Source organism: Microcoleus sp. w1-18aA5, assembly GCF_036701705.1.
Lineage (GTDB): Bacteria > Cyanobacteriota > Cyanobacteriia > Cyanobacteriales > Microcoleaceae > Microcoleus.
Map to the genome: position 1 here is coordinate 1 of NZ_JAUPTE010000095.1, position 24,380 is coordinate 24,380.

At 46.0% G+C, this 24,380-nt stretch carries 20 protein-coding genes; 13 read left to right on the forward strand and 7 right to left on the reverse strand.

All coding sequences use genetic code 11. From position 1 onward, the window contains the following. Positions 1-180: 180 nt before the first annotated feature. Complete coding sequence (gene folD / locus Q5691_RS24290; protein ID WP_333211694.1) at positions 181-1,050, reverse strand: bifunctional methylenetetrahydrofolate dehydrogenase/methenyltetrahydrofolate cyclohydrolase FolD; 870 nt, start codon at positions 1,048-1,050, stop codon at positions 181-183. Between the two features lie 144 nt (positions 1,051-1,194). Between folD and Q5691_RS24295 the strand changes: the two genes are divergently transcribed. Beyond that, positions 1,195-1,626 (forward strand): DNA-binding protein, encoded by a 432-nt coding sequence (locus Q5691_RS24295; RefSeq protein ID WP_333165902.1) that lies wholly within the window; start codon positions 1,195-1,197, stop codon positions 1,624-1,626. Between the two features lie 216 nt (positions 1,627-1,842). Continuing rightward, positions 1,843-2,265, forward strand: a complete 423-nt coding sequence (locus Q5691_RS24300; RefSeq protein WP_333165904.1) for an NUDIX hydrolase — start codon at positions 1,843-1,845, stop codon at positions 2,263-2,265. Between the two features lie 100 nt (positions 2,266-2,365). Here the strand turns inward: Q5691_RS24300 and Q5691_RS24305 are convergent, their stop codons facing one another. Further along, positions 2,366-2,914 (reverse strand): LeuD/DmdB family oxidoreductase small subunit, encoded by a 549-nt coding sequence (locus Q5691_RS24305; RefSeq protein ID WP_333347592.1) that lies wholly within the window; start codon positions 2,912-2,914, stop codon positions 2,366-2,368. A 177-nt stretch (positions 2,915-3,091) separates the two neighbouring features. On the opposite strand from Q5691_RS24305, the gene Q5691_RS24310 reads away from it, so the two are divergent. The 5 genes from Q5691_RS24310 to Q5691_RS24330 all read left to right on the forward strand — a co-directional run bounded on the left by Q5691_RS24310 (position 3,092) and on the right by Q5691_RS24330 (position 11,392). Further along, positions 3,092-3,970 carry a hypothetical protein gene (locus Q5691_RS24310; protein ID WP_333347595.1) on the forward strand — a complete coding sequence of 293 codons (879 nt, stop codon included), beginning with the start codon at positions 3,092-3,094 and terminating at the stop codon, positions 3,968-3,970. A 533-nt stretch (positions 3,971-4,503) separates the two neighbouring features. Next, positions 4,504-6,729, forward strand: coding sequence for a GAF domain-containing sensor histidine kinase (locus tag Q5691_RS24315; protein ID WP_333347598.1), 2,226 nt, complete (start codon positions 4,504-4,506; stop codon positions 6,727-6,729). 443 nt (positions 6,730-7,172) lie between these two features. Then, entirely contained in the window at positions 7,173-8,852 is a 1,680-nt protein-coding gene (locus tag Q5691_RS24320) for an AarF/ABC1/UbiB kinase family protein (protein WP_333347601.1), read from the forward strand. Positions 8,853-9,076: 224 nt separating this feature from the next. Beyond that, a complete protein-coding gene (galT, locus tag Q5691_RS24325; protein WP_333211700.1) occupies positions 9,077-10,165 on the forward strand; it encodes a galactose-1-phosphate uridylyltransferase in 1,089 nt (362 codons plus the stop codon). A gap of 114 nt (positions 10,166-10,279) precedes the next feature. Further along, positions 10,280-11,392 carry a M24 family metallopeptidase gene (locus tag Q5691_RS24330; RefSeq protein ID WP_333347603.1) on the forward strand — a complete coding sequence of 371 codons (1,113 nt, stop codon included), beginning with the start codon at positions 10,280-10,282 and terminating at the stop codon, positions 11,390-11,392. Positions 11,393-11,615: 223 nt separating this feature from the next. On the opposite strand, the gene Q5691_RS24335 is transcribed toward Q5691_RS24330, so the two are convergent. The 3 genes from Q5691_RS24335 to Q5691_RS24345 form a co-directional block, all read right to left on the reverse strand. Continuing rightward, positions 11,616-11,867, reverse strand: a complete 252-nt coding sequence (locus tag Q5691_RS24335) for a TIGR02450 family Trp-rich protein (protein ID WP_333347605.1) — start codon at positions 11,865-11,867, stop codon at positions 11,616-11,618. Between the two features lie 761 nt (positions 11,868-12,628). Further along, entirely contained in the window at positions 12,629-12,853 is a 225-nt protein-coding gene (locus tag Q5691_RS24340) for a hypothetical protein (RefSeq protein WP_006635912.1), read from the reverse strand. Between the two features lie 1,491 nt (positions 12,854-14,344). Then, complete coding sequence (locus Q5691_RS24345) at positions 14,345-16,180, reverse strand: caspase family protein (protein WP_333347607.1); 1,836 nt, start codon at positions 16,178-16,180, stop codon at positions 14,345-14,347. Between the two features lie 281 nt (positions 16,181-16,461). On the opposite strand from Q5691_RS24345, the gene Q5691_RS24350 reads away from it, so the two are divergent. From Q5691_RS24350 to Q5691_RS24370, 5 genes are all read left to right on the forward strand, one after another. Then, positions 16,462-17,163: a V4R domain-containing protein gene (locus tag Q5691_RS24350; protein WP_333084954.1), complete on the forward strand. Its 702-nt coding sequence runs from the start codon at positions 16,462-16,464 to the stop codon at positions 17,161-17,163. Positions 17,164-17,256: 93 nt separating this feature from the next. Then, positions 17,257-17,523, forward strand: a complete 267-nt coding sequence (locus tag Q5691_RS24355; RefSeq protein WP_333211705.1) for a hypothetical protein — start codon at positions 17,257-17,259, stop codon at positions 17,521-17,523. 170 nt (positions 17,524-17,693) lie between these two features. Further along, on the forward strand, positions 17,694-18,164 hold the full coding sequence (locus Q5691_RS24360) for a phycobilisome protein (protein ID WP_333211707.1): 471 nt from the start codon (positions 17,694-17,696) through the stop codon (positions 18,162-18,164). Between the two features lie 57 nt (positions 18,165-18,221). After that, positions 18,222-18,884 (forward strand): V4R domain-containing protein, encoded by a 663-nt coding sequence (locus Q5691_RS24365; RefSeq protein WP_333211708.1) that lies wholly within the window; start codon positions 18,222-18,224, stop codon positions 18,882-18,884. 239 nt (positions 18,885-19,123) lie between these two features. After that, positions 19,124-20,290 (forward strand): pentapeptide repeat-containing protein, encoded by a 1,167-nt coding sequence (locus Q5691_RS24370; RefSeq protein ID WP_333230106.1) that lies wholly within the window; start codon positions 19,124-19,126, stop codon positions 20,288-20,290. 17 nt (positions 20,291-20,307) lie between these two features. Here Q5691_RS24370 and Q5691_RS24375 read toward each other — a convergent pair whose 3' ends face one another. Further along, positions 20,308-20,778 carry a phycobilisome protein gene (locus Q5691_RS24375; protein WP_333211712.1) on the reverse strand — a complete coding sequence of 157 codons (471 nt, stop codon included), beginning with the start codon at positions 20,776-20,778 and terminating at the stop codon, positions 20,308-20,310. A 38-nt stretch (positions 20,779-20,816) separates the two neighbouring features. Next, entirely contained in the window at positions 20,817-21,299 is a 483-nt protein-coding gene (locus Q5691_RS24380; RefSeq protein ID WP_006635922.1) for a 2Fe-2S iron-sulfur cluster-binding protein, read from the reverse strand. A gap of 506 nt (positions 21,300-21,805) precedes the next feature. On the opposite strand from Q5691_RS24380, the gene Q5691_RS24385 reads away from it, so the two are divergent. Next, positions 21,806-23,743: a serine/threonine-protein kinase gene (locus tag Q5691_RS24385; protein WP_333211714.1), complete on the forward strand. Its 1,938-nt coding sequence runs from the start codon at positions 21,806-21,808 to the stop codon at positions 23,741-23,743. Positions 23,744-24,380 lie beyond the last annotated feature (637 nt).

A 24,380-nucleotide genomic window follows, 5' to 3' on the forward strand; every position in this document is an offset into this window, starting at 1 on the left:
AATATTTGCCCAAATGGAATTATCGAGCCGTACCCCAACCTGAGTAATTCATTAAGTTATTTATTTTTCATTCCTAACTGCAATATTTGTAGGTGCGTTGCTTCCTGAAAACTCGATTTTTTCACCCAATTTTTTAGCAGCGACGCACCCTAACTTAGGTGTATTTCTAATGACTAAAGACTACTTGATACTGTAACTCGAAACCGTATTTTCCAAAAGCATAGCAACAGTCATCGGCCCGATTCCTCCTGGCACCGGCGTGATAAATTCGGCTACTGTTTTAACAGCATTAAAATCAACATCTCCGGCCAAACGACTCGTACCGTCTGGATTGACGACGCGGTTAATACCGACATCAATTACTACTGATCCAGGTTTGACCATATTAGCTGTAATCATTTCTGTGCGGCCGACGGCGGCGATTAGAATATCGGCTTGGCTGGTAATCGATTCTAGGTTTTTCGTCCGCGAATGAGCGACAGTAACAGTGCAATCGGCTTCTAATAGCATCAGCGCCATAGGTTTACCTACCAAAATACTCCGTCCCAATACAACGGCATTTTTTCCTTTCAAATCAATCTGGTATTCCTGCAATAACCGCATCACTCCGGCGGGAGTACAACTTCGCAAACCTTCCTCCCCGCGCACGAGACGGCCTAAATTTACTGGGTGAAGTCCGTCAGCATCTTTGTCGGGGGCAATTTGGTACAGCAGCGAAATTGCATCTAAGTGCTCTGGTAGTGGTAATTGCACTAAAATGCCATCTACTCGATCGTCCTCGTTGAGCGCACGAATTGCAAGTTCTAGTTCGGCTTGAGTAGCGTTTGCGGGGTAATGCTGGCCGAAGGAAGCTATGCCAACTTTAGCGCAGGCTCGCTCTTTATTGCGAACATAGGCTGCGCTAGCTGGGTTGTCGCCCACCATCAGCACCGCAAGTCCGGGAGGACGGCCCTTTTGGGGTTGTAGGGTGCGGACTCGATCGCTCAGCTCGGTTTGAATCTTTGTCGCTAAAGCTTTGCCATCTAGTATTTGAGCAGTTTTGGCATCCATTGTAGACTCTGGGTTAGGGGCTGACGATTTTAGATTTTAGCTTAATCCTCGTCAAGGACTACACTAGAGAAATTTCTTACTTGCGATCAATTCTTGGGATTCTGTTAAAGTAAGTCGTATCTCAAATCTCAACTCAGTTGACCAATGACTACTGCAATTAAGCAAGTTTGGGTTCAAAGATTCTGCACCGGCTCTTTATCGCTAATCCTCGCCAGCGGTTTTTTCAGTTGTGGCAATTTACCTCTGTCTCAACTTAATCTTGGCTTTAATGTGGCTAGCATTGGCGACGTTCAACAAAAGCGGCAAGTGGATGCTGAAGTTTATCTTCGGGGAAAGGTAGAAAATCGTGCTCCGTTTGTGGGGAATGCGGCTTATCAACTTGAGGATGGTACTGGCAGTATTTGGATTTTAACCAAGCAAGATTTGCCCCAGCTTGGGGATGAAGTGTTGCTGAAGGGAGAAGTCCGCTACAAGAGTATTACTCTGAAGGAATTAGCCGGAAAAGATTTAGGTGAAATTTATGTTGAGGAAATGGAACAGTTAAAGCGCACTCCCAGTTCAGACAAGGGGAAATAGGCATTGGTTATTTGTTGTTTGTTATTTGATAATTGCTCTTTGTTCCCTCTTCCTTATTTAATATCTGAGGAATACTCCATAATTCATCCGTGTATTCGTGTTAAATAAATAATGACTAATGACTAATGACTACTGACTACTGACTACTGACTAATGACTAATGACTAATGACTAATAACTAATGACTAATGACTACTGACTACTGACTAATAACACATGACTAAAATTCACGTTGCGATCGCGATTTTGTACCAAGACGGCAAGTTTCTCTGTCAGTTGCGAGACGATATTCCTCATATCAGGTATCCCGGACATTGGGCTTTGTTTGGCGGACACTTGGAACCGGGAGAAACTGCGGAAGTGGCTGTATTACGGGAATTATCAGAGGAAATTTGCTATGCTCCTGCAAGTGTTTCTTTTTTCTGTTGCGATGTCGAAAAAGATGTGGTTCGCCACGTTTTTCACGGACAACTTAGTGCGGATGTCAAGGATTTAGTTTTGCTGGAGGGTTGGGATATGAAGTTGTTGACCCCGGAGCAGATTCGGGCCGGCAAATGCTATTCTGAGCAGTCAGGAGATGTGCGACCTTTTGGCATTGCTCACCAGCGTATTTTATTGAATTTTATTGACTCGATTTGAGAAAATTTCCACGCACCCTAGATGGGAGCGGTTTGAGCAAAGAGATATTCGTAAGGTGGACGGCAGAGCCGCGCACCCTACATTGCAGGGGGTTTAACAGTTAAGAGCGAGCCGCAATCATTCCCGTCTGGCGCGCGTAGTCAAACAATCCTCCGGCATCAATTACGGGGCCTACTTCTCCTAAAGGTTTGAGCGAGAAAGTTCGATCGAGAGTGTGGTTGACAATTACCTCTGCTGTAAAGTCGATCGTCACTTCTTGGCCGGTTACAAACAAGTCGCAGAGTCGCTCGACTGATTCGATCGGGTACAATTCGCCAGTAGCCGAGCAATTGCGAAAGAAAATGCGTGCGTAAGACAAAGCCACCACTGCTGTGACGCCAGCGGCTCCCAGAGCTATCGGAGCGTGCTCCCGCGAAGAACCGCAGCCAAAATTTTCGCCCGCTATTATAATCGGATACCGGGTTTTCTGTTCGCCGGATTCGATAAACTTACCGTAGCGATCGGGCAACCCAATCATCGCATAACTGCCTAGTTTCTCGTACTCATCCGACTTCGAGGGAACCAGGGTCAGGTATTCGGCCGGGATAATTTGATCTGTATCGATGTTGTCGTCTACAACAAAAATTTGACCGCTAATTACTTTACCCATAGTTTATTTCCTGTTAGCCTCGCTCGATGCTGTGGTGATAATTTTAAGTGGAACCGTATGCAAGATTTGCATCTGTTTATTTTAACCTGGCAGTGTCAGTGATAACCTGTATGAGTAAAAATTAGATCCGAGACTTTGGATTAACAATTAACAATTGCTAAGCGTCAAGATAGTTTTATGGCAAATCCAATAGATGACATTGCTCGACAAGCTCGCGAGGGCTCGGTTGCATCGATTATTCAAATCCTTAATGACGAACTGGCACTGATAGGGGTGAGGGCCCGAGCCGTGTTTGCAGACGGGGTGCTGCAACTGCTGTGCGAAGCTGCAACGCCCCAACTGCTCGAAGAGTCTAGTTTGGTCGATCGAGTCCGAGAAATTTTGGAACGCATTTCGCCCCACAATATTCGCCGAGTCAACATCAACAGCCGGCTTGTCCGAGAACACCAACTGCTGTGGCTGGAAGAAATTAGCCGCGATCCCGAAAATCAACTTTTGTGGTCTCAAGAAATTAAACTCCGAAAGCCGAATTTGTTCAAGCGTTTAGCTCTGAGCAACCATCACGAACGCCAAGCTCTCGCAGGCAAGCGGGCTTTGCCGAGAATGGCGATACCTCGATCGATGCAGCAACCGCGGCAATTTCAGCGCGGTATCGTCGGCGGCATCAGCTTGACCGTGCTGTTGCTCGCTGCAGCGGCCGCCATTCACAAAGGACTTAATTCCCAAGTGCCAAACAGCACCCAAGCCAGCACCCAAGCAGTTGCCAGTGCCCCTCCCTCTGAGGCAAAACCTGCTTTGAAAATTTCTAAGGAGACTGTTAATTCTGCTGTTGACTCTTTTGCCCAAGCAGTGCGAGTAGCCGAACAAGCAGCCACCGAGGGCAAAACCGCTCAATCTCGCCAGGACTGGTTAGTCGTAGCTGCTAAGTGGCAGCAAGCTTCCGATTTGATGGCCGCTGTGCCTTCCAAGCATCCCCGCTACACAACGGCTCAGAACCGGACGGCACTTTACCGCGAAAATAGCGATAAAGCCCAACAGGAAGCACAAAATAAGTAAGCAGGTAAGTCGGATAAATTTAACCGTAGAGTTTGCCGCGCTGCTCTGGGTGTTGTGGAAAATGAGTTTTTGAGTCAAAACTCGGAAACTCTCAGCTATAGTTATGAGTGATAATTTGGGGATTTTGAATTTTTGCGATCGGCATTACTCGATCGGCCGATTTGTATCAAAATAAAAATTTGTTAAGATCACAAACTTAAAGAGGAAACATCACAGGGTGAGGAGATGGGTGTCACTAAGCGGTCTCTAGAAAAACTTCATACTACTAATAACCGTCAAAATTAGCGGGAATGGCATTGATAATCATCCGGTAAAGGATGGTAGAGTTCATCCCGTACAGCTCCAAGGGTAAAAAACAGGAAAATAGAACTCGGTCAGATCTGGGTATATTTTTACATATCGATCGACCCGCCGACCGGCTGCACAAACACAGAAAGCAGGCTCATAACAACGGTCAAGCCGATAGTTATGGAAAGGTTCTAGATTGGCAGCGGGAGCCGGCTCAAACATCTTAGAATAAAGGCTTGGTTGCCATGATCGATCGCCAGGGAAATCAAGACTTTACTTCGATCGACCGATCGCCGTCAGAGTCTTGCACTGTGCATTTACCGCAAATCGCAGAACCAGTATCAGTCCCAAAATTTCTGGATCGTCTTATGCAGTTCCAGGTCGATCCTGCCCTTATCGGGCGACAAATTTGCCAAATTCTCGCGACCAGCTTTGATCGAGAACTCCTGCTGCTACAAATAGCCAATACTTTGGGGGTTGCATGGGGGGCAGATTTCTGTTTAGTTACTGCTGTGGTTGACCAAAAAGTAGTACATCCGAATGCTTACTGGCAAAATAGCAGCGATTTCCCCTATGTTGCCCGTGTTGCCGATTCCACCGAAACACCGGAACACCCCCAAACCCCTAGATTAAAACCGCCTAGCATATCACTCGAACATCCCGTTTGGGCAAACGTCCTAGCAGACGGCGAGATAGTGGCGATATCCGACTATCTTGATATTCCGGCAGCTTCATCGCCCAATTCCCCTGTGACTGCGCTGCCTTTTCGGGCAATTTTGGCAGGGCCTGCGCGATTTGGAGGGGCGGTAAATGGGATGATAATTGTTGGTAAGTCGCAACCTCACGAGTGGTCAGTAGCCGATCGGCAGCGCCTTGAAGCAGCATCAGACGCGATCGGCAGCGCGATTTCTCACATTCAAAAAACTCAAGAAATTGCCAGCTTAAACGAACAGTTACAGCAACAAGCTAAATACAAAAATCTTCTCAGGTCAGTTGCTGCCTCGATCGACACAAATTCAGAAGTCGATCGAATATTGCAGCAAGTTATTGAAAATACCGTCGATACCCTGGAAGTAGATAGAGGCCAAATCCTCCTATTGAAATATATAGATCCTCTATTTACAACTCGCTCGCCCAATCAAACTCCCAAAGCGAAAGTCGAATTAGTTTGCGAATCAGTTGTAAAAAAAGAGCTAAACAAACAGGCAATAGCACAAAACGTAGTCGGCAAAAAAAGCTCAACATCCAAAACAAAAAACAAGGATAAAACTGCTAATTCCCAATCCAAAATCCCCAACTCAAAACCCAATAATTATCCCGCTTTTTGGCTGTCAGAATCTAATTTGTGTCACCAAGCATTCCACAGCGCACCCAAACCCCTCGCCCTCGCTGACGCAGGCGCATTAATCGGCAAAGAACAAGAGGCAGCCACAGAAATTTTGAAACTTCAAGGTATTCGTGGCTTGCTGCTGGTTCCCCTCACGGGCGGTAGTCGCCAGGAAACAGTTTTGGGTTTCTTGGTTTTGCAGCACTCGAAGCCGCGCGTTTGGAGCCCGGAAGAATTAGAAGTTCTCGAATCAGTCAGCGCTCAAGTGAGCAAGATGATTATCCAAACTCAAACGCTTAAGGAATTGCAAACCGTAGTTTTAGACAGAACCTCTCAGTTGCAGCAAAGTCTAGACCTGCAGGGGAAACTGTACGAACAATCTGCCAATCAGCTAGAGCAAATGCGGAAATTGAAGCTGATTAAAGACGAGTTTCTCAGCACTCTGAGTCACGAGTTGCGTACCCCCTTAACAATCATGAAGCTGGCGATTCTGATGCTCAAACAAGCTGAACTGCCGTCAGCGAATCGGACTAAGTATCTCGACATTCTAGAACAGCAGTGTTCTAAGGAAACTGCTCTGGTTAACGATTTGCTGGCCCTCAAGCAGTTTGAGCCTCAGCAAGTCCCGATTTCTCTAATCAAAATCGATCTCAACCTTTTATTTCAAGATTTAGTTAGGGATTTTGAAAAACAGTGGGCGGATAAGCAATTGACTCTTAAGGTGGATTTGCCCAAGTTGACCCCTTGCTGGGAAACTGATCTGGACATCCTCAATCGGGTACTGCTGGAACTGCTGACGAATGCTGGAAAATACTCTGCTTCTGGAACGGCGGTAGTTTTGGAGGCGTCTGAGGCAGCCGGCTATATTGTCCTGAGCATTTCTAATTTCGGGCGTGGCATTTCTGCTGCTGATTTGCCCCACATCTTTGATAAGTTCCGCCGTGGCACTGGCATTACTGACCAAGCTATCGCCGGTACGGGTTTGGGTCTGGCGCTGGTAAAGTGTTTAGTGCAGCACTTGAATGGTACTATTGATGTATCAAGCTGTCCGGTCGAAAGTTCAGAAGCTGACACTTTGTGGCGCACATCTTTTACTTTGACTCTGCCGCAATTTGCAGTGGCACTCTGTAATGTAGAAGAATAGTTCGGTTGAGAAGTTGCTGGGAATTGGCAGCGAATAGGCAAAATGAGAAGACTTGCCAGAAGAGAGAGATTTGGAAATGTCGTAAACACTACCAAGTCCTCTGTTTTGAATTGTTGATCTGGTTGCCGTCTAAATTGCCGGTTCTCGATTGCTGATTTTCCACAGGACTTATATTATGTCTGGTTATTGGCTCGTAATTAGCGTCTGTTTGTAGTGAGTACGACTGTCCTATATTTATGAATTAATCAGGACTTGTATTACTTACTAGGAACTTAATTATAATTGTATAGTCGGATTATGATATTACGCAGTATAGACCAAAGAAACTGAGTTTTTTAACTGTTTCAAAGGCCTACAACCCGTATTTTCGTACCAGCGGGTTTCTGCGTCCTGGATGGTTCCCTAAAAATTGTCATGGTGCATGGAATTTGATCGCCAATATTATGCTCACAAAAGCAGCACCTAAAACCCTGCGTTGGCAACGTTCTAAATATTCGCCACTGGCACGGCAAATAGACATTTTTGCAGCGGCGGGAAAGTTTATGTTTTTTTTGTGGTGGGACGCACTGCTGCAAAATAATTCGCCTCATACAAGAAGAATTCGGGCTCATTGGTTAGTCAATACTTTGCTGAATTTAGGCCCGACTTTTATTAAAATCGGGCAGTCTCTCTCGACTCGGGCGGATTTGTTGCCGCTTGAGTATGTGAAGGAACTCGAACAGTTGCAGGATCGGGTTCCTCAGTTTAGTTCCGAAGAGGCGATCGCTCTTGTAGAATCAGAGTTAGGCAAGGATATTTATGCTTTGTACCGCGATTTTGACCCGTCGCCGATTGCTGCTGCGAGTCTGGGACAGGTGCACAAAGCAAGGCTGCACACTGGGGAAGATGTGATTGTCAAGGTGCAGCGTCCGGGTTTGGAAAGTTTATTTGATTTGGATGTAAAGGCGGTACGCCAACTGATGCGTTTTTGCGATCGCTATCTGCCTGCGACACGCAAATATGACCTAGAATCTATTTATCACGAGTTTTTTAAGATTTTATATCAAGAAATTGACTACCTGCAAGAAGGTAAAAATTCCGATCGCTTTAGCCATAATTTTCGAGAATATCCTCAGATTATTGTCCCGAAAGTCTACTGGCAATACACTACTAAAAAAGTGCTAACTCTAGAATATGCACCAGGGATTAAGGTGGATGACCGCATTAGTTTAGAGGCGATTGGAGTCGATATTGTGAAGCTCAATCAACTTGGGATTTGCTGTTATTTGAAACAGTTGTTAATTGACGGTTTTTTTCAAGCTGACCCGCATCCGGGAAATTTGGCGGTGACAGAAGATGGTAGCTTGATTTTTTACGATTTTGGGATGATGGCTGAGGTGAAGTCTCTGGCTAAAGACCAAATGGTTAAGACTTTTTTTGCTGTGATGAGAAAGGATACTGACGAGGTAATCAATACTTTAATTAAGATCGGCTTGGTTGAGCCGATGCCGGATATGATGCCGGTACGCAGGCTGATTGCTTTTCTGTTGGATAAGTTTATTGATAAGCCGATCGACTTTCAAGCTTTTAATGAAATTAAGAACGAACTTTACATCATGTTCGAGCAGCAACCGTTTCGCTTGCCTGCAGAAATGATGTTTATTATCAAGTCGGTGACGACTCTCGACGGCATTGCTAGAACTCTCGACCCTGACTATAATTTCCTAGCATCCGCTCAGCCTTTTGTCAAAAGTATTGCGGTGAGCAAGGGGCGAGGAAATGCGATCGGAGAATTGGCAAGGCAAGCGCGAAGTTTTATTACATATAAGTTGCAGCAGCCAAGTAAAGCCGAAGTGTTTTTCAAACGTTTAGAGAAACGGATAGAAGATGGCGAGTTGCAAATAAGAGTGCGAAATATCGAGAGCGAAAGAGCATTGAAACGCATTAATTTAGCCCTAAAAACTCTAATTTTCGCTTGTTTGACTGGTTTTGTGTTTTTGTCGGGTGCAGTGCTGTTCGTGGGCGGATATCAAACGGGGGCGATCGCAGCTTTTGCGGTTTCGGGATTCGGTGGCTTGTTTGTGTTGCGCTCGTTGTTAGACTTGTTGGTTAAGGAAAAGCTCGATCGAATGGTCGATCAATAAATATACTGGGTAATTGAGAATTGCGATCGTAAGCTGCTACGCATTTAAATTGAATCCAGATCCGATCTCTGGGGCCCGTTCCACAATAGCAGACGTTAGGCTGACGTTAGTACCGCCAAGTAAACTTGTTAACATAATTTGCGACTTTAGGTAGGGGCGGATTCTCAAAGCACGAAGTTATACTCCTAACATATATTAAACGCGATCGCCCGCCCCTACAAAAAATGTACGCCCAAAAATTGCTAAAACCAGACGGCCGCCCACTCACACTGTACAGCCGCTATCCAATCCCAGAAGGTATCGCGGCCGTAAGTCCCAGCAATGAACCCGTAGAGGCAAACCCCCACTTTCGCTGGCATCCTTTGCGGGGGGAATGGGTAGCATACGCCAGCCACCGTCAGGGAAGAACTTTCATGCCGCCGCCGGAATACAACCCGCTGGCTGCTACAATTAACCCTAAGTTTCCGACAGAATTGCCGCCGGGAGATTACGATGTAGCAGTGTTTGACAACCGCTTTCCCTCCATGACTTTGCAAGCCAAAAATGCACCGGGAAATATTGTAGAAACTTTGCCAGCTAAAGGCATTTGCGAAGTCGTTGTTTTTACTCAAGATCCGCTAGCTTCCCTCGGTTCTTTAGAATTATCTCACTTAGAATTGCTGTTAGAAGTATGGGCAGATCGCACTTCAGTTATCGGCAGCAATCCCGAAATTCAATACGTCTTGCCCTTTGAAAATCGCGGCGTCGAAGTCGGAGTGACTTTGCACCACCCCCACGGTCAAATTTACGCTTATCCGTTCGTGCCACCGGTGCCGGCACGGATGTTAGAATGTCAATCGGTTTACTATCAAAAAAATAGTTCCGGCTTGCTGCAAGATTTGATTCAAAAAGAGATTGCTGACAAACAGCGAATTATTTATTTAGACTCCGAGGCGATCGCCTTTGTCCCCGCTTGTGCCCGCTACCCTTACGAAGTGTGGATTGCCCCGATCGCCCCCGCTGCTACATTTATCGATTTGACGGAAAAACAGCGGCAATCACTCGCTAAGGCCTTAAAAACAGTCACCCTCAAATATGACGGTTTGTGGCATCGCCCGTTCCCTTATTTGATGGCTTGGTTCCAAGGGCCCACAGACGGAAAACCCCATCCAGAAGCGCATTTGCACGCCCAATTTTATCCGCCCTATCGATCGAGCGATCGCCTAAAATACCTCGCAGGAACCGAACTCGCCGCCGGAATGTTTGCCAACGACGCTTTACCCGAAGAAAAAGCTAAAGAACTGCAAGCAGTATCTATCGATTTTAGATTTTAGATTTTAGATTTTAGATTTTAGAAATTGTAGATTTTAGATTTGGGAAATGTTAACTAAAATCAGTGATTTTCTTCCTTCTTCCATCTTCCTTCTTCCATCTTCCATCTTCCATATATGATAAACTCATTAAACCCAGAAGTTGACAGCAAACTCGAATTCATCCGCAAAGCCTTAACCGAAACAAAAGCGATCGCCCTTCGCTTGCGCGGTACAGACTGGTTTGCCTGGGCCACCGCCGGCGGTTCCCATACAGTATTGCTAACCGCAGAAACCGGAGTTGCAGAAATATTAATTACTGCCGAAAACGCTTGGGTTATCACTGATGAAATCGAAGCTCAACGCTTGCAGGACGAGGAATTGCCAGCCAACTTTCAAATGCACATCTATCCTTGGGCAGATGTTTCACAGCGCGAAGCTTTTGTCAAAGAAATTACTGGTGGCGGTAACGTGATGAGCGATCGACCAATTTCCCAAGAAATGCCAATAATCGCATCTTTACAGTCTCGCAAACAGACAATGATGTCAAGCGAATTAGAGCGATACCGGCTAGTCGGGCGTTTAGCCAGCGAAGCGATGACAGAGGTACTTTCCGCAGCCAAACCAACATGGACAGAATATCAGCTAGCGGGAGCCGGTTCAGAGGCTTTGTGGGCGAGAGGTTTGCATCCAGCACTTACCTTAGTTGCTGGAGAAAGGCGTTTGCCGCTGTACCGCCACGCCACAGCAACCGCCGAACAAATTGGACGACAAGCAATGTTAGTATTTTGCGCGAGGGGATGGGGTTTGTATGCAAATTTAACTAGGTTTGTCTGTTTCGATTTTCTTGGGGAAAAGCATTCGGAGTTGCACCGACAAGTCAGAGAAATTGAAGCCGCGGCGCTAAATTTTTGCCGACCGGGAGTAACGCTGAATGCGGTTTATGATACGCTTAAAACTGCTTATGAAGAGCAAGGATATCCTCAAGCAATTGCGGAACACCATCAAGGCGGAACTACCGGATATTTGGCGCGCGAAATTGTGGCCAATCCGGCAACTTCAGATATTTTGGCAGAAAATATGGCTGTGGCTTGGAATCCGAGTTTGTCGGGAGCAAAAATTGAGGATACGTTTTTAATTCACAGCGACGGAACCTTGGAAAATTTGACTTTTGATCCGAATTGGCCGAGTGTAGAAGTAGCGGGAAGGTTGCGCCCTGTGCCACTGGAAATATGGGACGATCGACCTTAGTCAATTTAACTTATCGCTTGAGTAGAGAAAAAAATACACTACCCTACAAAACTCATTAAACCGACTTACTTAAGCAAAAACAATGCCACATAAGGGTTTCCGAGCTTGTAGTCATGTAAAAGATTTTTCAAAACCTGCAAATTTTCACTCCGTATTGGTTTGGATCGGAACGATAGCAGCAGGCGGCGGAAGTTCCCCTCACTCTACCCCACAGCCCTGTCTTTTAGTCGGCAGTTTCTAGTTCCTCTAATTCTTGCGTAGACTGCCATCCAGCTTGCCAGAGCGCTCTGTCTTTGAGCTGTGCGGCGTTCAACCAAAAACGGACATTTGGATCGCAAGCCGCCACCATTTCTGCAAATACCCATTTACCTTCGTTTTTTCGGTTGACGACTTGAAAGTGTCGCCACCCCCAAGTTTTTTGGTGTGAAGTCCATCGGGAACCAACTAAATAAGGAAATTTTTGTTTTTTGCTCACAGTATTTTTGTGAAAAAATATATTAGAAAGCAAGTGAATTGTAATATAGCCATCCTAAATCCTTTGTGTAATTCTTGTAGGGGCAAACCCCCCCGTGGTTGCCCCCATGAGGCCGGGGTAGGCAAAGAAAGGTACTATCCCTACATCTTTGTACGATTTCTGCAAGGATTGCTATAACTCGTTCTGTTTGATGATATTAATTCCCTATTAAAGCTCGTCAAATCCTCTCCCCCTCTCCCCTTCTCTCGAACATACCAAATAATATAGATCCGCAGCAGCTTACATGAGAGTTCACCTAAACTCTATCTGCAAGTAGATGTGTTTATTGTAACTTGCAGCAGTTTCACATCGGGGTTCAAAAGTAAGGGCAGTTCAATGACTGCCCCTGTAATTAGTTATACCTATTGAATAGGATAATTTTTCAAGCGATCCACAAATAGCAAATTTATCCAGTACGAGCTAAATCGTGAATCTCAAATCTAAAAGCAAATAACCCAGGTTATAGTTGTGCAGAATAATCCTTTCTGTGAAACTTACTCAAATCTACTTTTAGAGCAGGTTTGACGTTCACTTCCTGTTTCTAGCAAGGCGGTCGGCCGCTTCTTTATCCACAGGCGTGTTTTCGAGCCCAACTTTCCCTACAAACATTTTTTCAATCTTAATCGTGTTTCATTGATCCTGTACAGCTCAATAAAAACGCACTTTTAGGTAAGATTGACTAATTTCTTTGATTCTGTCGCTACCTCTTGATGACTTTCCTGCTAAGGCTTTTGGCCTGATAAGTCCAGAGGAAGTTGGGGAAGTCGGAGGCGAACCGCATTTGTTTGCAGCCAGAGAGTGATAGCGTGCTTCCGTTGCGGCGTCACGTACTCTCCCGGTCGGATCACGCCAGCACAGACGCCGATGTTTTTAATAAGGGTTTCTCGCTCCGATGAACTTGCACCCTGTAGCAACCTGACTTGGGCTTTGATAAAATCCACGTTCATAGCTGAAAGTAAAAGTAAGTAAAGAACTCAGTTAAATAGCGATGCTTTGATTCCGATTGTAACTCTAAAACCACTTGGTATGAATCAAATTGATTCAACATCCCCATCCTGGGGATCGCGGGGTCTAGAGCTAGCCAACTTTATTTACTTTATCTGTTTTTGCTAGCAAAAGTGTCACTATGCTAGCAGTTTTGGCAGAATTATTTATAGTTAAGAACTGTTACAAATTTGGCTCGATTTCCACAATACGGCAGAGTTTAGTGCTAACGCTACTTTCCTGAACTCAAAAAGTTCAGCATTGTCTCCAACTCCTTGCCTTCCTAGGTTTTAGACTCCCCGATTGGGAAGCGATCGCTCCGGGAACATTCCTCTTCGATCGCCCCTCTTAACACCCCCACACTGCCACATCACCCTATTGATTTAGATCATCCCGTAGACTTGGCTGTGGACTATAACTTCAGGCATACGTGTTGTTACCGCGGCTACAATAAGCGAGCAAGTTTTTATTCTTGTTTCTCAAGAAAATATTTTTTGGATTTTCGTACAAAGCCCTTCTTTGTGTTAATTAAGGCAGCTTTGTCATCTCCGGGCTAACGAAGACTCACAGCTTGCGAATCCAGATAATTTGTACTCTGTGGTGGTGAATCTGTTTCCTGAATTCATTGGGGCGATCGCTCCTCCGCCAGAATTGCCAGTAACGGCTCATTTTGTATACTTCATAACAGATATGTCACTGTTCATAATTTAAAAACAGTACAAGTTTCAACAGTCTTCCATCCGTTTATCGCTCCTAATAGCCCACGAAGAGGGATAAAAAAAATTAACTCTGCATACCCAATTGTTTAAAGCGATTTTGCCTTAGCCACTTGCCTGAGACAGCAATTTGATATAGCCAAAATTGGTGATTATTTAAGTTTAAAATAAACTATAAACTTAGGTAATAAACATACTGAATAGAATTTAAAGATTAACTGTTTTACTTAATTTAAAATTAAATTGTTAGGTCTCATTCATAATTTCTAGTAGACATTTTAACACCAATGCTTATTGTTAATAACAACTGATTCGTGACGGTGCAGGTGCAGATTTAGGGAACTTTGGACGTGAATTTAAAATATTAATTAACCGGGTTGCACAATTTGAGACCTTGTGGGGAGTAGGGTTAGGCGTCTCGCCTGCTCTGAAAATACACGCCTTCGGGCTCATGGGTTGATCGCAAAAAAACTTAAAATCATCACGCTATTATGTAACCCCCCATTAACAGCTCATACGATATCTTTTACTCTACAAAAACTAACCTACCAGGCAGCATATAAAATCCCCTCGCGCAGAAGCTGCGGAGGGGAAATGGTGAATAAAATTATTGGTTTTAAATTATCGATGTGTAGATCTCTTTTGGCAGTATCAAAAGGTACCGAGCGATCTATCGACCTACTTCGGCCAGTCGCTAAAATAATTTCCCGGTGGGAAACCGAGAAATTATCAACTAAATCAACCTTTTTTCTGCTGGCGTTGGAGCTTAGTTTTCCAATTGGCGATCTCCTTCTGAGCCGGCTGATAACTCTTAGTACCCGACGGCACCAACGAAGCAGCTTCAACTGCCTCTTTCAGCTTTCCTTGAGAGCCACGCAACTGAGCAATTTTGAGAATACTTTCGCTCCACTCTCCAATTAACTGTTGAGCTTCTGCATACTTCGGCTGACCGGGCTCAATTTTATTAGCTTGCTGGATGCCTTTACTGTAAGAAGAGGCAACCCCCCGCTTAATTAGACGCTTAGCAGCCGATAGCAAAGCAATATTTACATCTTGGTCTTTGGATAGCTCCTCCCACTGAGCGATCGCCTGTTTCGACTGATTGTAAACAGGCTGATTGACATCCGGCATCAATTTAGCCGCGCCGATCGCCCCCTGGAAATCGCCCCGAGCAGCCCGCCCGTTAGCTATATCCAAAATCGTTAAACTCCAGCGCTCAATATCCTGCTGAGCCTGCGGGTAGAGCGGATCGCTAGCCGGAATCGTTCGAGCCTTAACCACCGCCCTATTAAAACTAGAAGCCGAACCATCTTTGAGGAAAGTTTTCGCCTCAGCCCACACCTGCTGGCTGGATGGTGGCTGCTTGGTTCCAGTCCCCGCTTGCACCGCCCGCGGTTGGTTCTGCGATCCCCCAGTACCAGTAAATTTTTGAGATCCAGAGTTTTCGGCATTTTTAGCAGGCGATCGAGGATCTCCTTCCTGCTGACCAATAAAAATTGATTTGTTCGTCACAAAAACACCCAACAGCAGCACCAAAGCCGTAGCTGAACTCCATAAAACTAGCTGCTGCAAAAATGACTTATCCGACCCCCCGTTATGCTCATCCTCCGGCTTTTGCAAGTTCGGTCGATCGCCCCCCCCATCAGCCGGGCCCACAGCATTTGGTGGCGACACAGGTGGCATCTCAACCGACGAATCCTGAGCGTTGCGAACTGCCGGAGGCACATCCATTCGAGCCGTAGCCATCGCCATTTGCGGGCGATCTAACCCATCAGCCGTACCAACCGCCATATTGCCGTTGCGTCCTGCCAACGCAGCAGTTGGTACCCCTGAAGCATCGGGCAAAATCACCAAATTAGCCTTTCCTGGAGGATTCACCACCATCAAAGGTTCTTGTTTCGGACGCAAATGGTGGTCACACAGCTCCGGCAGTCGATCGCTCAAAAAACGGTCTAAACCCTTAATCGTCATGCACTGTCCCGATCGCAGCCCCTCCAAAAGCGCCGTCGTAAAAAACCCCTGACGCAAAGCCGAAGTTTCCCGCGAAACTTGATTCGGGCGGCAAGAAAGCACCGTTGGGATTTCCAGTTCCCGCGCCCGATCGACCGTTTGAGAGCCGATCGTTTCCCCCGCTTTCACAATCTGGCTGCGGTTCATATCAACCAGCACCAATACCGTTTCCGTAGGAGCGTTTTTCAGAGTATTCAACAGCAACTCTACCGGAATCCCTGTACCCTGAATGTCAGCCGGATTGCCGTCAACCGGCATCAAATAATCCTTACCTTCATAGCTGACACCGTAGCCACTAAAAAAACACCAGAGTAAATCTCCCTGTTGCACATGTTCCGCGCACAGGCTTTGGGTCAATCTCAGAATATTTTCCCGATTTGGATAGGTAGATTGACCCCACAGCGACGGCGAGCTATCGGTCATCAGCAGACATCCATCCGGCGCAAAACCCGCCTCCTCAGTCAAAAAACCGTACAGCGCCTCTGCATCCTCTTGGGCATAACTCAAAGGCTGGAGTAACTGATATTGATTGATGCCTATTGCAATACAAGCGTGATTTTTCATCCCCATATGCCCTATATATATAGTGGACAGCTTGCACAAAACGATAACACATACCCGTTTAAGGTTATACCCACTTTCGTCAGCACTCAGAGAGCAGTTGACCGCAGGCAGAACTCCCAACAAGCCCCCCAATTTAGCATCCTAGAATTTTTAATTTTTATATTGCAGTAAAAATTTATATCCTGTGCCTGCCTTTAGAAAAATAAAGTTAAATTGGATACACAGGCCCTTCTATTTGACTTTAATTTCACCAAACTACACCAAAAAGGAATAACCTGCCAATGGTCTCTACCGCCAAAAAAGAAATCTCCCCCCACAGCGAATCGTTACTGAAGCAAAATCATCCCAAAACTCACAGCCACTATAGGTTTCAGGATTTTTTTGCCTTCGATCGCCAGATGGGTACAATTGACGACTGGAATGAGTCACGCAACATTTTTACCAGCGAAGACTTCATTATCGGTTTGGTGGAGGGGCTCGAAGAAGAAGTCGGCCCCGCGTCCTCTGTCATCATGTATACTATTGGTTGCCAGTGGGGACTCCAAGATTCCGAATTTTTTCAAAAATGGTTTAGTGCTGAATACAGCCAGAACATTCGCCAGTCAAATCTCATGTTTCTGCTAGAAACTTGGTGGTGGCCTTTCACGGCTCAAGGTTGGGGTCGCTGGGAAGTGGACATGAGCGATCGCAAACACGGCTGCATCTTCATCAACCTCTTTGACTCAGCAGTTGCTCGCACATTGGGCGACGTAGGCAAACCGGTTTGTCACCTATACGCCGGTTTGTTCGCCGGTTTCTTCGGCTCTTTAGTCAAAAAGCCTCTGAGCTGCATAGAACTTCAATGTTACTCAATGGGAGAAACCTATTGCAAGTTCCTGCTGGGCAACCCAGATAAAATTGATGCAGCAGCATTCTGGCTCAACGAAGGTGCCAACGCCCGCGATATTCAAAATCGACTGCAACACGGTGAAATATTGCGGTAAACAACCTGGAAAGGCACATCCCCTGCCCTGCCTTTCCTCCCACCAATTTCGCGATGAAAGTGCGATGGTGGATTTCTCCAGGCAGGAAGAAAGATGAAAAGTCAAACTTCATGGTTGGACCAATCTGTCCAAGAATTCTTTGGTCACTATAATTGGCTGGGAAAATCTTTAGAAACCTCAAATGGCTCGACCCCCGGTCAACTTCTGAGTTTAACCCAGCCCGTAGCAGACTTTTTTCAAGCTATTTCTTGGGAAGGAATTCCGGAAGTAGGTGCCCTACCCCTACCGCCACCCTTGCCAGTAATTTCTATTTCTGAACAAGCAGAAGTCACCATTGATGACCTATTTGACCTGTTTTAATCTGTGTGCCAAATGGAAAATAAAAAATAGGGCAATCCCTCATCCATCTTCCCTCACCCATCTTTCCTCATCCCTCAAAATCCATTAGTTAAACCCGTTAAATCCCGTACATAGCTCGTTGCCGAACTTCCTTCCTTTTATCAATTACCGATTACCACTTAATTAAAATCATGCACCCTGAGATTGAGGCGCTGCTAGATCAGGCAGAAAACCGCTTTTTAAAAGGCGAAGAACTCATGGCTTTTAAGCGTCAAGCTGTAACCCTTGTTCAGCGCTTAAAAATTTACGAATTTTTGCGAGAGAAGGAAGCAAGCATCTTCCAACCAGTAGCCAACAAACTACAAGAAACATTCCCCGACGAAAAACAAGAAACCTTAGAACGATCGCTCAAACATTGGGTGTTAGTCTTGCGGTACTGCGCTATGGCTATGCTGCTAAACGATCAAAATTTTCTGGAACAGCGCCTTGTAGACTGGCTTTCCGGCATAGTCGCAGCCCACCAAACTCAAAAAATCGAAGCAACTGTTTGTAATCTGCTGCAAACTCGTTTAAAAGAATTGCTTTCCGAGCAAGCCCGGGCTATATTGCAACCATTTTTTGACCAAGCACAGTCAATTATTATTGACCAAGGTAATAAATAATCAGCTTTCTTCCCAATTTCCAATTTCCAATTCCCGATTCCCAATTCCCAATTCCCGATGATTAATATTGCCGACTTACTCAAACAGCCCCGACTACCGGGAAACTACTTTGCCAGCGATGCCTACGTCCGAGGCGACCTCGAACTCGGTCTCCTCGAAAACCGCCGGGGCGATCGGCTTCTAGCACTCCCAGAAACACTGATTCAAGCCATTTATATCGGCTTAGAACAAGAAACAGGTCAAGCCTCTCGCCTCGTGCTTTTCAACTGCGGTCGCTGGTGGGGTAAAAACTTCTACGTGCGTTTTTGCGAAGAAGTTAGCGAATACTACGGTCAGCCAGTTTCTGAAATGGAAATGGTAGAATTTCTTCAGTCCTTACAGCAGTGTTGGAAAACTCATGGATGGGGAACATTTGAATTTGACCCCAGCTATTCCGAACAGGGATTTTTAATAGTAAAAATTGCTAACTCTCTTTTTGCTAAAACAGCTCCCAAGTCTAAGCGACCAGCCTGTTTTTTAGAAGCAGGTATTTTAAGTGCGTTCTTTAGTCAGCTTACGGGTCGAGAACTTCACTGTCTGCAAACATCCTGCGAATCATTGGGTTCGGACTGCAACCGCTTTATTTTAGGGCTGCGCGAGCGCCTCCAACCAGCAGATTCTATGGTCGAAGAAGGAAAAGACCATGAAGCTATTCTCAGTCAACTTTTTCAAAAAAACTGACTTATTTGACAGCTATTAGTTTGTTAATAGCTGTCAAATCGATTTTTGGGCAGCCATATTATCGACCGTATCATCAAAACTGTGAGTTAAATTATAAAAAAGCTCGTGAGTTAAAAAATAAGGTTTTAGCAATTCAAATAAAACCTGATGAGAACTAGCAGCTAGAAACTTCATAACTTACTCTAGAAACTCATAAAATTTAAAAGCCATCAAAACCTCAAACATTTTGCTAGAACTTAATGGACGCCAATGAACTTCTAACTCGATATGCAGCCGGCGAAAGAGATTTTAGACTGGCAAATCTGCGCGGCATTGTGTTGAGTCCGATCGATTTATACCGTTCCAGCGATGCCCCAACTCTAATTTTGGCAAACCTCAACCAACACCAGCAACGACCCTACTTAATCGGTGCGAACCTCAGCGGGGCGGACCTCACCAAAGCCCATCTGAGCCGAGCCAATCTCAGCAAAGCTGACCTCAGCGGAGCCAATCTCACCGGCGCCAACCTCATGGCAGCCAGTCTAAGCGGCGCCAATCTCATCGGTGCCAATCTCACCGGCGCCAACCTAGCAGGCTCTCATCTGAATTGGGCAAACCTGACCGGAGCAAATCTTCCCAATGCTAATCTCATAGGTGCTGATATGAGCGCCGCTAACCTCACCAAAGCCGTTCTCACCGAGGCTAATCTCAGTAAAGCATATCTGATTAAAGCCAATCTCAACGGGGCAAACTTCAAAGATGCTTACTTAAGTCTAGCGAGTTTGAAGGAGGCAGACTTGACCGAAGCACAGCTCACCGGAGCCGAATTATCCAAAGCCAACCTAGCCGGAGCCAACTTAACTCGTGCTAACCTCAGCAAAGCCAACCTTTTGAAAGCTAATCTCAGGCGAGCTAACCTCACTCAAGCCTATTTAAACGGCGCGTGCTTGATTGGATCAGACCTTAGCGAAGCTTGCTTGGATAGAGCCAATTTGTGCAAAGCAGACCTCAGCAAAACCTACCTGAGAAACATTACTTTGAATGGCAGCCACTTAAGCGGTATTAACCTCAGCGGGGCAGATCTGGGCGGTGTAGACTTGAGCCGCAAACTTTTAACTGGAATTAATATGGCAGAGGCATTGTTGAACGAAGCCAACTTGAGCGGTGCTTATCTGATGGAAGCTAACTTGAGCGGGGCAAACCTCAGCAAAGCCAACTTGAGTCTAGCCTACCTGATCAATGCCGACCTTTCTAATTCTTGCCTGCATGAAATTAACTTGACCAAAGCTAACCTGAGTAAAGCCAACTTGCAGAAAGCTGACTTGACAGGAGCCAACCTCCGGGGAGCCATTCTTACTGAGGCGGATTTGACGGGAGCGAAGTTGATTGGAGCCACTCTTCCTAACGGCACAGTTTATCGGCGTTAACTTGTCAACCCCCTTGATTATTTGCCGAGTAAAGTGCGGTTGATGTCCAGAATCGGAAAAAATAGGTTCCTTTCTTCCACTGTGAGATATTGTTTGAGAACCTTTTTCATCACATCGTAAGTCACGGTCGCACTATTTCTAACTTGAACAGCGCCTAAAATAGTTTGCAACCAAAGTAGTAGCCGATCGCGCAATCGTTCCGTATCATTAATCAACAGTGCTGCCGCCGAATGCCTCAACACCCGCACAATATCTCCACGGCACTTTTCAGTCATATCGTTAGCCCCCCGCCGAAATAAACCAGGGTCTAGAGAGAGCATTTGTGCTTCCACTTGCCGCATAATTTCTGTTTCAGAGGCTTGAATTTTTTTATAAGCACTCATCCGGTGATTCAAAGACTGAAAGTAGTCTTTCAAAAATTGGAGTTCTTCTGCACTGGCGTAGCGTCCGTCTGCTTCCATGCTCAAACGCGCAAGTTGGCTCAACATAGATTTTTCTCTACTACTAAAATACAAACATATCAGTTTTAAGCTTCTTTAGTCCGAACTAAATATTGTCCTACTTGAAAGCGGGTTTCATTAAGCTGTGTAACAATAGAACGAGTAATTAACTTTCCCGATTCTACAACTACTTGACCCGTAATTGGGTGTAATAAATCTTGCTGGGCCCGGCGGCCGATCAAAGCTTCGACATTTTCAATCGCATTAATGTACATCCCCGCAGGCAACTGTACAACCACACCCTCACCCATAATTTGAGCCTGACAAGCAAGTCGCGAATTGGCTTTAGCCGTAGTAATGACTTCCAACGTCCTTCTCTCGCGGCGGTTCATGTCCGACAAGCCTTCCATGCCTTCTTTAATGTAAACATGGCAGGTAGCGCACATTCCCCGCCCCCCGCATTCCTTGAGAACGTCTAAGTCTTTGGAAAGTAAGGCAGACAGGATATTCGATCGGGTTTCGACTGCTATTTCCTCCGCAATTGGATCTAGTTTAATAATTTTAACCATATTGATCTTTGCTCCTGTCAAGTTCAGTATTTAGCAAGTTACGATTAACTTATTTAAAGCGCAAAAAAAATTGGTTAACACTCAAAAAGGTTAAGATGCCTTGACGACAGCATCGGCTTCTGGATCTCTAGCCCCTATGGCATAACCGCACTTCTTTCTGTTTTGGTCATATCGCTGTTCCCTCGCCCCGATCCCCCAGCTTAGCCTTGAAAAGCTAAAACTTTAGATACTTTCTGGATGGCATTGAAAAAACTGTAATAGTCGCGATCGACTAAAATAGCAGCCACAGGTAGTTCCAGATCGGGTACCGGCATCCGGCAAGATTGATAGTGATTCCGAAGCTCAAGGATTTTAGTAGGTGCGACAGTGTGATCGCTCTCAAAGAGGCTGAGAATGAACCTGAGATAATATAGGCTGTACCTGGCGAGGGGTTCAAAAATTTGAATTTTTGTCAGAATTATTTACATATTTTAATACTAGCTCAAGCTTTTTCTATAATTAGACCGATGCAACATTCTAAGTACCGTATTTTAGGGCTAGTCGGACAAGGACAATTTGGTCGAGTCTTTTGTGCCAGCGTTCGAGAAGCTCCCGCCCAGGACTCCCGCCTCACCAGCCAACTGGTTGCTCTCAAAGAACTTAGTCATCAAAAAGCCCCAACTAGCGAATTCTTGCGAGAGCTGTGGTTTCTGATCACCTTGCAGCACCCGAACATCGTTACCTGCCGAGCTCTAGAACACACAGCTACAGGCAGGTACTTGGTTATGGACTACTGCGAGGGAGGAACCCTCCGCAACCTGCTCAAACAAGAGCGCCCCTTGCGTTTGCTCGAAGGTTTGCAGCTAGTCATGGAAGTTTTAGCAGGCTTAGACTACGCCCACCGCCGAGGCGTAGTTCACTGCGACATCAAACCCGAAAATATCCTCCTAACTTTAGGGGCCAAAGGTTGGTCGCCCCGGCTGTCTGACTTTGGCATCGCGCGTCGGCTGCCAGAAATTGGTACCACTCGCCTCCACCAAGAACTTTCTCCCGACGCTACCGTAGGTTCCCCCGCTTACATGGCCCCTGAGCGGTTTTACGGTCTTTTTTCCCCGATGTCAGATATATATGCAGTAGGCATTCTGCTGTTTGAATTGCTAATGGGCTACCGCCCTTTCGGGGGAACCCCCGGAGACTTGAGGTGGGCGCACCTGAATCAACGCTTGCAATTTCCCGACGCCATCCCCGAACCTTTGCAAGCAATAGTTAAAAAATCTTTAGAAAAGCTGCCAGCCCGCCGTTTTGCCAGTGCTTCCCAAATGGCTCAAGCTCTGCGACTGATCATGTACGACCCCGCTGTCAGGCAATTGGGCGACTGCATTATTCCTTGGGAAAGCCCCACAACCAGTAGTGATAAAAGTCTGAAGTCGGAAACTGACTCTTTGCTGGAAGTTGAAGAGGAAGAAGCATCACAGTCGGCTATTAATTTACTTGGGACTGCGCGCTATTCGCTTTCGCAGCCAAAGCCACTGATACTTCCTGCACCGTTGACCGCTTTAATTGCCACTGAAACGTATCTATATGCTGCTGTAGGTACAGAGGTCAAGGTTTGGTCTCAGCCGGGAAAACAGCTAGTTACAGGAGAAATTTCTACTTCTATTTCATTAATGGCGGAAATTGTGCGTGGCATTTTACCGAGTTCCCACGGCTGCTGCGTTCTTACTCCGCAAAAACTTTACTGGCTCAATGAGCGCTCTTGGGAGCCTCAGTGCCTGTTGGATATGGGTTTGAGGCAAGGCCCAGATGCTTTAAAAGCTGCTATTGACTCTCACTGCAACTGGTTGACAGTAGCGGTTCCCGGCGAACTGCGTTTTTATTCTTTAGCTGGAAACAGCACGGCGGGCGATCGGGAAAAAGCCCTGAAGCTGATCGCTACTGTGCCGTTACCAGAACACTATTTACCAGAATTAATGTTTTTGGATCGGCGACACGTCTTAGCCGTTTGGCCGGACAACGAAACAAAAAATCCCCAAACTATTTTTAGAGTTTACACTCGCCGCGGCACGCCGGTGGGTTCTGTGCGGTTATCTGCCAGCGTCGGACAGATCCTATTGACACCTGAGCCTTATACTTTGCTGGGAATTCCCCAAGGTGGTAAAGCGGCGGTGCTGTTGATGAAATTGTGGCCGCTCAAGGTAGCGCGAATTCCCCTGGAAAGTTTGCCCGTGTCTGCTTGTGTGGCTAATTGGGGATGGGTATTAGCAGATGTCGGGGGGCAGATAGAAGTGTTAAACAGTCAAGGAATTCAAGTAGGGAATTTTAGCAGCCCCTCCTCACCCCGGGCGATAGCTCCCTGGGGGAATAAAGGTTTGGTGATTGCTGTCAATACTGAGGAAGAGAGTCACTTGCACTTTTTAGATGTAGATGTTGAGGAGACCAACTCGCGCTCGCTCATCAAAGGCTGATAACTGGCGTAACTAAAGGAGTTTCGGGGTGTAATTGAGGAGAGTGTATTTGCGGGCGATCGATTCCTGGGAGTTTGATCAGGGTGAGAGTACCGTGTCGTGTCAGCTTCTGGATTTTGAATCAGAGGAATTGTTAAGGGCGATCGGCTCAATCGGAGACCCAAACGTCCCTCAGTAAAGTCCAAGTAATGCAGACACCTTATAAGTAGTAGGACAGAATTAATTACACAAAACTATGGGCTACAAGCCTTGTCTAGCAAAGAATCAGTGTGTAATTAATTCTGTCCACTTACTTATATATGACTCATGCACCAGCCTGCTTCTGTCATTCTAACCCCATGATGCAGCCTCACACCCTACACTCTAACTTTGCCTTACCTCTACTCCAAGTAAGCCCCATCATCGGGTCGAACCACTGAGCCCTTCTACTCATGCGCGGGAGATAGTCTGCCCCAAAGCCGTATTTTGCCCCAAAAAAAGACCCCATAGTTAAAAGAGGAGTCAGCCAGGGGATACCGGAGCGGTGAAGGACAGCCGAAACCCTTGGTGTGTATAGGTTCAAAAAAAAGTCAAAAATATTTTCGCAAAACGCTTGACAACTCTGGGGAGAGTTGATACATTAATAAAGCGCCAGAAG

Excerpts from the sequence above, each read along its gene's own strand:
- Q5691_RS24355 (WP_333211705.1), top strand. The coding sequence starts at position 17,257 with ATGAAAAGTCAAACTTCATGGTTGGACCAATCTGTCCAAGAATTCTTT.
- Q5691_RS24370 (WP_333230106.1), top strand. The coding sequence starts at position 19,124 with ATGGACGCCAATGAACTTCTAACTCGATATGCAGCCGGCGAAAGAGAT.
- Q5691_RS24375 (WP_333211712.1), bottom strand. The coding sequence starts at position 20,778 with ATGTTGAGCCAACTTGCGCGTTTGAGCATGGAAGCAGACGGACGCTAC.
- folD (WP_333211694.1), bottom strand. The coding sequence starts at position 1,050 with ATGGATGCCAAAACTGCTCAAATACTAGATGGCAAAGCTTTAGCGACA.
- galT (WP_333211700.1), top strand. The coding sequence starts at position 9,077 with ATGTACGCCCAAAAATTGCTAAAACCAGACGGCCGCCCACTCACACTG.
- Q5691_RS24300 (WP_333165904.1), top strand. The coding sequence starts at position 1,843 with ATGACTAAAATTCACGTTGCGATCGCGATTTTGTACCAAGACGGCAAG.
- Q5691_RS24305 (WP_333347592.1), bottom strand. The coding sequence starts at position 2,914 with ATGGGTAAAGTAATTAGCGGTCAAATTTTTGTTGTAGACGACAACATC.
- Q5691_RS24310 (WP_333347595.1), top strand. The coding sequence starts at position 3,092 with ATGGCAAATCCAATAGATGACATTGCTCGACAAGCTCGCGAGGGCTCG.
- Q5691_RS24320 (WP_333347601.1), top strand. The coding sequence starts at position 7,173 with ATGCTCACAAAAGCAGCACCTAAAACCCTGCGTTGGCAACGTTCTAAA.
- Q5691_RS24340 (WP_006635912.1), bottom strand. The coding sequence starts at position 12,853 with ATGAACGTGGATTTTATCAAAGCCCAAGTCAGGTTGCTACAGGGTGCA.
- Q5691_RS24345 (WP_333347607.1), bottom strand. The coding sequence starts at position 16,180 with ATGAAAAATCACGCTTGTATTGCAATAGGCATCAATCAATATCAGTTA.
- Q5691_RS24360 (WP_333211707.1), top strand. The coding sequence starts at position 17,694 with ATGCACCCTGAGATTGAGGCGCTGCTAGATCAGGCAGAAAACCGCTTT.
- Q5691_RS24315 (WP_333347598.1), top strand. The coding sequence starts at position 4,504 with ATGATCGATCGCCAGGGAAATCAAGACTTTACTTCGATCGACCGATCG.
- Q5691_RS24295 (WP_333165902.1), top strand. The coding sequence starts at position 1,195 with ATGACTACTGCAATTAAGCAAGTTTGGGTTCAAAGATTCTGCACCGGC.
- Q5691_RS24350 (WP_333084954.1), top strand. The coding sequence starts at position 16,462 with ATGGTCTCTACCGCCAAAAAAGAAATCTCCCCCCACAGCGAATCGTTA.
- Q5691_RS24330 (WP_333347603.1), top strand. The coding sequence starts at position 10,280 with ATGATAAACTCATTAAACCCAGAAGTTGACAGCAAACTCGAATTCATC.
- Q5691_RS24380 (WP_006635922.1), bottom strand. The coding sequence starts at position 21,299 with ATGGTTAAAATTATTAAACTAGATCCAATTGCGGAGGAAATAGCAGTC.
- Q5691_RS24385 (WP_333211714.1), top strand. The coding sequence starts at position 21,806 with ATGCAACATTCTAAGTACCGTATTTTAGGGCTAGTCGGACAAGGACAA.
- Q5691_RS24365 (WP_333211708.1), top strand. The coding sequence starts at position 18,222 with ATGATTAATATTGCCGACTTACTCAAACAGCCCCGACTACCGGGAAAC.